This window comes from Vibrio sp. MM46, from assembly GCF_027587135.1.
Lineage (GTDB): Bacteria > Pseudomonadota > Gammaproteobacteria > Enterobacterales > Vibrionaceae > Vibrio > Vibrio harveyi.
Genome location: NZ_JAPPTO010000013.1, coordinates 155,301 through 167,143 on the forward strand (window position 1 = coordinate 155,301; position 11,843 = coordinate 167,143).

Genomic DNA, 11,843 nt, shown 5'->3' on the forward strand with positions numbered 1-11,843 from the left:
GTTACGGCGTCACTTGTTGTGTGGAGTTATAATGATTTGAACATAAAAAAGCCCCGCGATTGCGAGGCTTTTGCTAAAGTCACTTACCCTATTCGTTCGAAGAACAGTTCAGGTTAAGTAGAACCAACTCTCGAAGTGCAACAGAGAACTTAGCGAACTCATGAACGGAACCAACTTTGAATTCATTCAAGATGCTCTCCCAACGATGTAATGACAATTCATTCGTTGTCATCCAATCTTCGAGTGCTTGCATCACGTCTAGATCTTCTGTTGAGCAGCCGCAAGTTAGAACTTGAGCAGTCAATTGACGTTGTTGCCAATCGAGATCCTCACGGAATGCTGCACGAGCAAGAGCTTGCCAGTTATTATCAACCGCTTGGCTATTGATCTGTTTCAAGAACCAGTGAAGTGATAAACGGTCACCTAGATTAAAGTAAAGCTTCGAGGCTTGTTCGACCGTTTTACCCGTTTCGCTTGCTACTGTTGAAATATCCAGTGCAGACTGTAGGCTAGAGAGACGAGCTACATGGTGTGCCAGTTTCTCCTCTACTCCGCGCTCAATCCATTTCTGAGCAAGTTCGTTATGCTCTTCCACTTCTGATGCAACTAGCATGGTGTCTAGCGTTTCAGTAATAGTGTGAACATCGTCTTTATATAGCGCAACTAACTCAGTTACTGTGCTCTTACCGCTGCGATTGCGAAGTAACCAACGAGAGATACGGCGCAATGCGCGACGTACATAAAACATGATCTCATACTGTGCTTCTGCAGTTGCAACGTTATCGAGTGCACGAGTTTGCTTAAGAATATCTTCCAGTTCGAAGATCTCACGTGTTGCACTGTAAGCGTTCGCAATATCAACGACACTCGCGCCCGTCTCTTCTTGAAGACGAGTCACGAAGTTACAGCCCATTTCATTAACCATTTGGTTTGCCAGCGCTGTTGCGATGATTTCAGCACGCAGCGGGTGGTTTACCATCTGATCTTTGTAGTTACGGCGTAACTCACTTGGGAAATAAGCAACTAACTGTTTTCCATGGAATTCATCATTTGCAATTTCGTCAACAACCAATTGTTCTTTCAGAACCATCTTACCGTAAGCTACTAGTACTGAAAGTTCAGGACGTGTCAGACCAAGACCTTGTTTCTCTCGCTCAATCAAGGTTTCATCGTCTGGAATGTACTCAAGAGCACGATCCAAGTACCCTGCTTTCTCCATTGTATGGATAAAGCGGATTTGCTCTTTAACGATGCCAACACCTTGCTGTTCAGTCACCGAAATAGACTCAGATTGACGGTATGCATCGTCCAATACGATTTCGCCCACTTCGTCTTCCATCGATTCAAGAATCTGGTTGCGTTGTTTAACCGTTAGATCGCCATTCGATACTAAACCATTCAAGAAGATCTTAATGTTCACTTCGTTGTCCGAACAGTCTACGCCACCAACGTTATCCACAAAGTCCGTATTTACACGACCGCCTGTGCTTGCGTATTCGATACGACCAAGCTGAGTCATACCTAAGTTACCGCCTTCACCAACCACTTTCGCTTTTAAATCACGTCCATCGATACGGAGTACGTCATTTGCACGGTCGCCAACATCAGTGTGTGTCTCGCTAGAAGCTTTAACATACGTACCGATACCACCATTCCAAAGCAGATCCACTTCCATTTGCAGGATCATCTTAATCAGATCGTTTGGCGCTAGAGACGCTTTCTTCGTGCCCAGCATTTTTTGGATTTCTGGCGTTAGTTGGATCGATTTAGAGCGACGAGAGAAAATACCACCGCCCTGCGAGATCAACTCGGCGTTGTAATCTTCCCAGCTTGATCGTGGGAGATTGAACAAGCGATTACGCTCTTCCCAGCTGGTGGCTGAATCCGGATTTGGATCAATGAAGATGTGCATATGGTTAAACGCAGCTTGTAGACGAATATGCTTAGATAGCAGCATACCGTTACCAAATACGTCCCCTGCCATATCACCCACACCAATTGCTGTGAAGTCAGTGGTTTGACAGTTGATGCCCATTTCTCGGAAGTGGCGTTTCACCGATTCCCAACCACCTTTCGCAGTGATACCCATTGCTTTGTGGTCATAACCGTTAGAACCACCTGATGCAAACGCGTCACCTAGCCAGAAGTTGTACTCATCCGATACAGAGTTCGCCAAATCAGAGAATGTTGCTGTACCTTTATCGGCGGCAACAACTAAGTATGGGTCGTCTTCATCGTGACGCACTACACTCTTCGGCGGAATAACTTCGCCTTCGATGATGTTATCGGACACATCGAGAAGCGCGCGAATGAAGCGTTTGTAACAACGTTGACCTTCAGCGAAGATTTCATCACGGTTAGTTAGAGTTGGCTGACGTTTACATACGAAGCCACCTTTTGCACCCACAGGAACAATAACCGTGTTCTTAACTTGCTGTGCTTTAACCAGACCAAGAATTTCAGTACGGAAGTCCTCTTGACGATCCGACCAACGCAAACCACCACGCGCAACTTTACCGCCACGTAGGTGTACACCTTCAATATCAGGTGCGTAAACGAAGATCTCAAACGCAGGCACTGGCTGAGGAATATCTGGGATTTCGCTTGGTTTCATCTTCAACGATAACCAAGGTTTCGGCTGCTTATTTTCGTCCAATTGGTAGTAGTTAGTACGTAGCGTTGCCGTGATCATTTCCATGTAGCGACGGATGATACGATCATCATCTAGGCTTTCAACACGATCCAGTTGCTCGGTTATTTTCTTGATAAGATCGTTCTGACCTTTCTCGCTGCCTTTGTGTTTTGGATCGAATCGTTTGGCAAACAAGTTTACTAGACCCGTTGCCAAATCTGGGTAATGGCTAAGGGTATCTTCTATGTATTGTTGGCTGAATGGGAAACCAACCTGGCGCATGTAGCGCGCGTATGCACGAAGAATTGAGATTTCACGACCAGACAGTGAAGCGCCTAGTACCAAGCGGTTGAAGCCATCACTCTCTAGGTTACCAGCCCAAATCGCTGCGAATGCTTGTTGGAAACGATCGCGAGCTTCACGAAGATCAACGGTCTTGTCGCTCTTATGCAGCATTGAGAAATCTAGGATCCAGAATGTTTGACCATTGTTGGTTTCGATCTCATAAGGCGATTCGCCGATCACACGTAACCCTAGGTTTTCCAACATTGGCATCACGTCGGATAGGTGAATTGGCTCGTCGCGGTGGTATAGCTTCAAGCGAACTGCTTTCGATTCAGCCGCTTCTTCTTGCGGACGATAGAACAACATGCCGAGTTTGTTGTCGTCGCTTAACGCTTCTAGACGTTCGATATCTGCAACCGCAGAACCTGGCATCATGTCTTCTTTATATGAACGTGGGAATGCGCTCATGTACTCTTTCGAAAGCGGAAGACCTTTGCTTTCACCAAAATTAGCAATGATAGACTCTTTTAGGCGGTCGTCCCATGAAGTCGATACTTCCATTAAGTTCTGCTCAATCTTTTTCACGTCTACATCAATGTTGTTATTGTCTACACGAACAATGTAATGGGTTCTCGCCAACGGGCTTTCTGAGAAGAAGGTTGTGAATTCAACCTCTTGTTCACAGCCAAAGTACTGCTTAAGAATGCGTTGCGTTTGACGACGAAGCTCTGTGTTGTATCGATCTTTTGTCACGTAAACCATACAGCTGAAGAATCGACCAAACGGGTCTTTACGAACAAATAGACGTAACAAGTCACGATCTTGCATTTGCACGACACCCATCCCCACTTCTAATAACTCTTCTTCACGAGCTTGAAGTAATTCGTCACGTGGGTAGTTTTCTAGAATGTTGTGCAGGGCTTTGTACGAGTACGATCCGTTACGGTAACCACTCGCTTCTAGAATACGATCCACTTTCTCGCGGATCAGAGGAATACTTTGTACGGCTTGGTTGTATACAGCAGAAGTGTAAAGACCTGTGAAACGGTGCTCACCAATCACTTTGCCGTTCTTATCGAATTTCTTAACGCCAATGTAGTCAGTGTAAGCTGGGCGGTGAATACGAGATGCCTGATTGCCCTTAGTGATGATCAATGCGTAAGGCTTTTTCGCTTCTAGGCGCGCAGAGTCGGACAGTTCAGAAAGCTTGATGCTGCGAATGCGATTGTCATCGGCAAAGAGACCAAGACCTTTCTCTTTAACAGGTTGCAGCTCAGTGTCACCATTGACGCTAACAAGATCATACTCTTTGTAACCCATGAAGGTGAAGTTATGATCCCCTAACCAACGTAGGTATTCGATCGTCTCATCTAAACGATCAGTCTTCATCGAAACTCGATCTTTGTTCTTTTCAAGATCATCAGTAACGATCTTAAGTTTATCAACCATTTGTTTCCAATCATCAACCACTAAACGCGTGTCAGACAAAATGGTCAGTAGCTCATTTTTCAGCTCTTGCATTTCACCTTTACTGGTTAAGCGGTCAACTTCGATATGGAACAGAGATTGAAGAACACCACCCTCGCCATTAACGTCCGTCACTTGCCCTTTTTTATCGCGTTCTAGTTGCGTTGGGTTGTTGAGCATCAAGTGAGAAACAAGGTCAAGTCGCGTTAACGCCATCTTGATGGAATCCACCAAAAACGGGCTGTCCGGAACAACAATTTCAACAATAGTGTGTGTTGATTGCCAACCTTGGCGGCTGACAGTTGGGTTGAATACCCTGACAGAAATGTCTTCTGGTTTCTTTTCATTGACATGATGCCACAGACTAACAACGGCACCATATAGGTCGGATTCGTTTCGCTGAATCAAGTCATCATCAGCAATGTTACTAAATAAGTGTTGAGCAAGTTTAGTTACAAGCGGTTGGTGAGAAAGCTCGAGTTTGTCTTGAATTAGTTGGTATACCTTTTCAAGCAGAACCGGCACTACATTTTCACGCGCGGTCATATTCACACTCCACATTAGAATTGTTGTTTTGTAGGGGGACTTAACTTCGGGTTTTAGCCTCGAAACTAAGCATAGGTAATGCATGCACTTATTGTAAAAGCATAATTACAAATGTTTAACAAAAATTCGCAGTGGTAGGAGGTGAAATGTTTGATTATGTGACTAAGATTCCTGTTTAACTCACTAGGAATATCAGGCATCACAGAGTTTCTAACTTTAGAAACTTATTATTTTGGTCAGTTGTGAGTCTAAAACGACCTCTAATGCCTAATTGACTAAGAAATGGTCGAAATTTTGATGCATCTAGTTGCACCCTCAAACCATTGTCAGTAATGACTTGTACAGAACTTGCGGCACCAGAGTAGTGTGAAAGAAATGTTTGATAAGAGATGTTGAGAGAGAAGTAATACTGGTTCATGAAAATGGATTGTTGTCAGAACAAAAAACTAGGGTGATCGTAATGACCACCCTATTCTTTTGTCGATTATTCGTCTAGTGCTTTAGTCACTTTTTCGAATAAGTCTTTCGCTAGATTGTCCATCGCTTTAAGCTTTTCAAGCTCTGCACGAATAAGCGCTTGACGACCTTCATCGTATTTACGGAATTTCAATAGAGGATCGATCATGCGGGACGCCACTTGTGGGTTACTATCGTTCAACTGACGAAGGATCTCACCAGCAAATTGGTAGCCAGAGCCAGATTTATCATGGAAACGTACTGGGTTTGCGTTCAAGAACGAACCAATCAAACTGCGCGTGCGGTTCGGGTTCTTCAAGCTAAACGCTTCGTGGCTCATGGTTTCTTTTACTTTCTCAAGTGCGTTCTCAATCGGGTTGCTGCCCTGAAGAACAAACCATTTGTCCATAACCAGACCATCGTGCTTCCACTTGTCGCTGTAATCCGCCATTAACGCTTCACGACATTCAAGTTGTGCACTGTTCGCTGCACTCATCGCCGCAATTGTGTCGGTCATATTGTTTGATGATTCATACTGCGCTTTTGCTAGCTCGTTACCCTTTTCAGTGTAAGCCAAGAACTGCAAGCACTGGTTGCGCAGAGCGCGTTTGCCAATCGCTGCATGGTCAATGCTGTATTCTGTTTGGTTCAATGCGTGATAAGTAGCACTCAGTTCATCTTCTAGTTCTTTAGAAAGTGACACTGTAATGCTATTCAGTACCGTATCTACCGCATCGATATCAATCTGCTTGTACCAACCAGTGATTTCGTTGATGGAAGGCAGAGAAAGCACTTGAGCAATAAACGCAGGTTCAAGGTTTGCATCAAGTAACACACCACGGAATGCATCGATTAAGTCTTCTGATAGCTTAACCTCACCACCCGCTTGAACGTTAGTTACGTTTTGACGAATGTATTTCGCTAGCAGCATTTGGCTTGCATCCCAACGAGCAAAATCGTTCGTTGCGTGCTTCATCAAGAAAATCAGTTCATCATCGCTGTAATCGTATTCCAATTTAACCGGTGCAGAGAACTCACGAAGCAATGATGGTACTGGTTGTTCTGCAACGTTTTCGAATACGAAAGTCTGCTTGTCTTGCTTCACGTCCAAAACGTTGTGTACGGATTCACCGTTGATAACCAGTGGAATCACATCACCATTTTGTGCGTATAGTTCAATATCGAATGGAATATGTAGCGCTTGTTTTTCTGCTTGGTCGTGCGTTGCTTCAGTAAATTGCTCAACCGTTAACGCGTAAGTTTTTGCTTCAGCGTTATATTCGCTGTTTACGCGAAGTGTTGGTGTACCCGATTGGCTATACCATAAGCGGAATTGTTTAAGATCAACGCCCGTTGCGTCTTCCATTGCAGAAACAAAATCTTCACACGTTGCCGCTGTACCATCATGACGTTCGAAGTAAAGCTTCATGCCTTTTTGGAAGCCTTCTTCGCCAAGTAACGTGTGGTACATGCGGATCACTTCGCTGCCTTTTTCGTACACGGTTAGCGTGTAGAAGTTATTCATTTCAATAACTTTATCTGGGCGAATTGGGTGTGACATTGGGCTTGAGTCTTCGGCAAACTGAGGACCACGGATAATGCGAACGTTGTCGATGCGGTTTACTGCGCGTGAACCAAGATCGGACGAAAACTCTTGGTCACGGAATACCGTTAGACCTTCTTTCAAGCTCAGTTGGAACCAATCGCGACAAGTCACGCGGTTACCCGTCCAGTTGTGGAAGTATTCATGACCGATTACCGCTTCAATGCCAAGGTATTCGCGATCAGTCGCGGTTTTTTCATTCGCAAGCACAAACTTCGAGTTGAAGATGTTTAAACCTTTGTTTTCCATTGCACCCATGTTGAAAAAATCAACCGCAACGATCATGTAGATATCAAGATCGTACTCAAGACCAAAGCGATCTTCGTCCCACTTCATTGAGTTGATCAGCGAAGTCATTGCGTGACCCGCGCGATCGAGGTTGCCTTTGTCGACAAAGATTTCTAGGTCTACTTCACGACCTGATGTGGTTGTGTATTTATCACGTAGTACATCAAAGTCACCGGCAACCAAAGCGAACAAGTAAGCAGGTTTTGGATGTGGGTCTTGCCATTGAACCCAATGACGACCATTTTCTGCCTCACCTTCAGCTACGCGGTTACCATTGCTTAATAGAAATGGATACACCGCTTTGTCTGCGATCACTTTTGTTGTGTATTTCGCGAGAACGTCTGGGCGGTCTAGGTAGTAAGTAATACGACGAAAGCCTTCTGCTTCACACTGTGTACAGAACGCACCACCTGATTTGTAAAGACCTTCAAGTGCGGTGTTTGCTTCCGGATCGATCTTAGTAACGATTTCTAAATCAAATTCTGCTGGCAGATCGGTAAGAACTAAAGAGGCTTCTTTGACTTCATGATGAGACCAGTCTTCACCGTTCACTTTTACAGAGCGTAGCTCTAGCCCTTCACCATCGAGTTCTAATGTGGTTAATTCACCCTTTTGAACTACTTTTGATACTGCTGTAACGATCGTGTCGTTGTCATAAAGATCAAACGTCAAATCAATATCGGTAATTGTATGAGATGGCGCTTTATAATCTTTGCGATATTTCGCTTGGGGAGCTTGAGACATGTCCATAAATCCTTGTATATAGAACCACAAAAATACCAGGACTAGAGGCTCAAACACCTCTTACTGGTATCACGATATAAGCTATTTGTAGGGGTTGTGGTATCAGAATACAAGTCTTTCTATAAAAAAACGGAGCTTTTAGTGTCTTAGCTCCGCTTTCTGTTTAACATTTAATCAACATCAGAATATTTCACTATTAATAACCCTGCGTGAAATAATGGTGATGAATCATTTATGGTGTTACTCGATTAAGTACCGCGTACATATCACCGTTAGAATCTTGAATCGTCAGCTCGTTTTGGTTCAATGTATAGCGGGTTCCGTGCTCTCCGTTCTCGTACAAAAGAACTAGATGCTCACCTTCTGTGTAAAACACGCCTTGTTTCACTGCCTCTTCACCTTCTTCATTTGACACTCTAAACATAAATACAAAGTCTGGTTGAAGAATCAAGTCCATTTGGTTGATGTTATTTGCAAGCATGCCATCCCCTCCAACTTGGGAGCTTGACCAAATACCTGCAAGTGCATTCGACAACCCCTTAGTGAAGGTTACACCATTCAAGTCTAGAGTGTTGTGGTTATTACGATATGCATAAATTTGCGGTTCATCAGTATTCAACCCAAGGACGATGGTGTCCTCATTGGCGTTATAGAGTCCTTCCCAATGGTCGATTGAGTAATCTTTTTTCTGAATGTCGATAGAGAACGTGTAGTCCGAGCCAAGGGTGAGTTTTATCGCTCTAAAGTTCTCTGAAGAATCATCAGGGTTTGGATTCATCAAATACCAATCTCCGATCAAGAATGGAGTGTCAAAGTGACTAAGTTCGTCTTCCTTGTTGGTTTCCGCGCTAGAAACACTAAAGCAGCAAAAGCTAAGTAAAATAATGAACCATTTCATAACGGTATCCTTATCGTTTTCTTTTAGCTTAGGCTCTAGATCTCATTTTCGCGAAATATTTGATCTACATCACGTAAATTGTTGGTGCAAATTAAGCGCAGGAACAACCTATTTTTATAGAAACGCCGCTTTATAAACTCATAAAAAAAGAGCGAGTCGCTATGACTCGCTCTTTATATAGAGAATTATTAGTCGTTTTGACTGAATTTTTAGCCTTTCAGCATATCAACCATAACAGCAACTGATTCATCTAGATAAACGTCTGGCGCTTCGTAATCTTTTGGCACATCATCAAGCGTTTTGAATGGTTTTTTACCCATTGCTGCTTGACGTTCATTGATGCGCTCTAAGCGTAGAGCCTCGGCTTTATCTGATTCGTCTTCGCGCACTTTCTCGTTAAGAGACAACAAATTATCGTCTTTCTCTTTACGGTACTTCTCAATATCTTCTTTGATGAAACGGAACTCCATCTCATCAGCAATACGTTTATTGTGAAGCTCAGTTAGTTTAGTAACAAGCGCGTCGTTGCTTGGGAATGTCTGATACTTTGCTTTATCAATGCTATCCCAAGGTAATGCGTTGTCTTCAACACTCTCACCTGTTTCGCTTGGCTCAACTGGAGTTGGGTAAGCGATGTCTGGTGCAACACCACGGTTCTGAGTACTGCCACCATCGATGCGGTAGAACTTTTGAATCGTGTATTGTACGTAGCCAAGTTCTTTGTCGAAAAGATCGTAGATATGATTCAATGAGCGGTGTTGTTGAACGGTACCCTTACCGAAAGAGTTTTCACCAAGAATAATCGCACGGTTGTAATCCTGCATTGCTGCCGCAAAGATTTCAGACGCTGAAGCACTGTAGCGATTGATCAACACTGTTAGTGGACCATCGTAACTCACTTGACCATCGGTATCTGCATTTACTTTGATGCGACCATAGCTATCGCGAACCTGAACAACTGGACCTTCTTTAATGAAGAGCCCTGTTAATGCCGTTGCTTCAGTCAGCGCACCACCGCCGTTGTTGCGTAGATCAACGATAACACCGTCGACGTTTTTCGCCTTCAATTCAGATAGCAGTTTATCGGTATCTTTTGAAAGACCAACGTAAAAACTAGGAACCTCAAGAACCCCAATCTTCTTACCGTCTTTCTCGATGATTTCAGACTTAACCGCACGGTCTTCTAAACGAACTTTATCACGCACAATAGTGACAACGTAACTCTTCGCATCTTTACCTTCTGGCAAGACTTGTAGGTTAACTTTGGTTCCTTTAGGACCTTTGATTAGTTGAACGACATCATCAAGACGCCAACCGATCACATCGACAACTTCTTCGCCATCTTGACCAACACCGATAATGCGGTCGCCCTCACCTAGCTGTTTACTCTTAGATGCTGGACCGCCGGCAACTAATGAACGAATAACTGTATAGTCGTCGGTCATTTGAAGCACAGCCCCAATACCTTCAAGAGACAGATTCATCTCTGATTGGAACTGTTCCGCGTTTCGTGGAGATAGGTAGCTAGTATGTGGATCAACTTCACGAGCGAATGCATTCATGTAAAGTTGGAAAGCGTCTTCATTGCGAGTTTGCGTGATGCGTTTCATCGCGTTGTTGTAACGTTTCGCTAGAACCTCTTTGATTTCTGGCCATTCTTTACCAGTCATTTTAAGGTTAAGAGCATCGTACTTAACGCGTTTTCGCCATAATTCATTTAACTCAGCTTCATCCTTGGGCCATGCGGCTTCAGAACGATCCAGTTCAATAAACTCATCAGTATTAAACTTGATTTCTTTATCGAGTAGAGTCAATGCGTAGGCAAAACGATCAAAACGCTTCTGCATCGAAAGATTATAAACATCAAATGCAATCTTGTTATTACCAGCTTTAAGCTGATCATCAAGGCTGACGGACCAATCTTTGAAAGAGTCGATATCGGCTTGAGTAAAAATATTTCTATTGTAATCAAGCATTTCTACGTAGCGCTCAAAGATCGCTTTGGAGAAATCATCGTTTAGATTGAAATGCTTATAATGAGAGCGGGTAAATCGAGAAGTTACTCGTTTGCTGGCTGTTTCATGCTGAACTTCAGGTGCAAGAACCGGCAAATCATCTTTGTTTAGTTTGGCTTCTAGAGCCTGAGCTGATGCTGCTAGCCAGAAGCTAGCAGCAATCAGTGTCACTTTTGAACGGCAATTCATGCGTAGGAGTATCTCCCTTATGCGCGCAAGTGCTCCGCTTTCACAACCATTTGTAGGCCGTTAGCAAGTTGAACACGTACATCATCCTTATTGACTTCAACAATGGTCGCTGCCATGTTTCCTTTGCCCATGTTCACGTTAACTGCGTTGCCGATTGTGATTTCATCAGCGTTTAGCGCGCGTGTTTCTACAGGCTTACTTTCTTTTTGTACTTTTGGTTTGTTAGCACGACGAGGCTGTTGTGGCTTTTTAGCCGCAGGTTTCGCTTTCGCCTTACCCTCTTCGCGAGCTTTTTGAGCTTGCTCTTTACGACGAGCCTGAACTTTCGCTTTGCTTTCAGCAAGTGTCGCTTTAGCGTGTTCTACGTGTTCTTCTTCTAGCTCACCACATGGGTTGCCATCTAGATCAACACGTACTGCACCTGGTTTTACGCCGTGTAGGTAACGCCATGATGAAGTGTACTGTCTTAACGCTGCACGAAGCTGAGTTTTGCTTACTTTTTCGTCTTCATTTAGACGTTCCGCAAGATCTTGAAAAATACCAATTTTCAGAGGCTTTGCTTCACCTTCTAAAGTAAAGCACTTAGGGAAACATTCAGCAATGTATGCGATAACTTCTTTGCTGTTTTTTAACTTTTCAGTCATGAGGGTTCCTGGTTTGAGCGGATTTCCGCGAAGCATTAAGAAAAAATATTCTCGTATTATAGTGACATGCCAAGGA

Annotated in this window: 6 protein-coding genes; all 6 read right to left on the reverse strand. The window is 43.8% G+C overall.

Annotated elements, in window-relative coordinates; genetic code table 11:
• Positions 1–88 precede the first annotated feature (88 nt).
• The 6 genes from OH459_RS16110 to proQ all read right to left on the reverse strand — a co-directional run bounded on the left by OH459_RS16110 (position 89) and on the right by proQ (position 11,767).
• A complete protein-coding gene (locus OH459_RS16110) occupies positions 89–4,930 on the reverse strand; it encodes an NAD-glutamate dehydrogenase (RefSeq protein WP_269987672.1) in 4,842 nt (1,613 codons plus the stop codon).
• A 199-nt stretch (positions 4,931–5,129) separates the two neighbouring features.
• The gene (locus tag OH459_RS16115) at positions 5,130–5,348 is read right to left on the reverse strand and encodes a DUF2835 domain-containing protein (RefSeq protein WP_005446806.1); all 219 of its coding nucleotides are present in this window, start codon (positions 5,346–5,348) and stop codon (positions 5,130–5,132) included.
• A gap of 66 nt (positions 5,349–5,414) precedes the next feature.
• A complete protein-coding gene (gene pepN, locus OH459_RS16120; protein WP_269987673.1) occupies positions 5,415–8,021 on the reverse strand; it encodes an aminopeptidase N in 2,607 nt (868 codons plus the stop codon).
• A 232-nt stretch (positions 8,022–8,253) separates the two neighbouring features.
• Positions 8,254–8,919: a hypothetical protein gene (locus OH459_RS16125; protein WP_005446804.1), complete on the reverse strand. Its 666-nt coding sequence runs from the start codon at positions 8,917–8,919 to the stop codon at positions 8,254–8,256.
• A 209-nt stretch (positions 8,920–9,128) separates the two neighbouring features.
• Complete coding sequence (gene prc, locus OH459_RS16130; RefSeq protein WP_005446803.1) at positions 9,129–11,123, reverse strand: carboxy terminal-processing peptidase; 1,995 nt, start codon at positions 11,121–11,123, stop codon at positions 9,129–9,131.
• A gap of 17 nt (positions 11,124–11,140) precedes the next feature.
• Complete coding sequence (gene proQ / locus OH459_RS16135) at positions 11,141–11,767, reverse strand: RNA chaperone ProQ (RefSeq protein ID WP_005446802.1); 627 nt, start codon at positions 11,765–11,767, stop codon at positions 11,141–11,143.
• Between the last annotated feature and the right edge of the window lie 76 nt (positions 11,768–11,843).

Bases quoted from the DNA above. Each gene is read 5' to 3' on its own strand.
- prc (WP_005446803.1), bottom strand. From the start codon at position 11,123: ATGAATTGCCGTTCAAAAGTGACACTGATTGCTGCTAGCTTCTGGCTA.
- OH459_RS16125 (WP_005446804.1), bottom strand. From the start codon at position 8,919: ATGAAATGGTTCATTATTTTACTTAGCTTTTGCTGCTTTAGTGTTTCT.
- OH459_RS16110 (WP_269987672.1), bottom strand. From the start codon at position 4,930: ATGACCGCGCGTGAAAATGTAGTGCCGGTTCTGCTTGAAAAGGTATAC.
- OH459_RS16115 (WP_005446806.1), bottom strand. From the start codon at position 5,348: ATGAACCAGTATTACTTCTCTCTCAACATCTCTTATCAAACATTTCTT.
- pepN (WP_269987673.1), bottom strand. From the start codon at position 8,021: ATGTCTCAAGCTCCCCAAGCGAAATATCGCAAAGATTATAAAGCGCCA.
- proQ (WP_005446802.1), bottom strand. From the start codon at position 11,767: ATGACTGAAAAGTTAAAAAACAGCAAAGAAGTTATCGCATACATTGCT.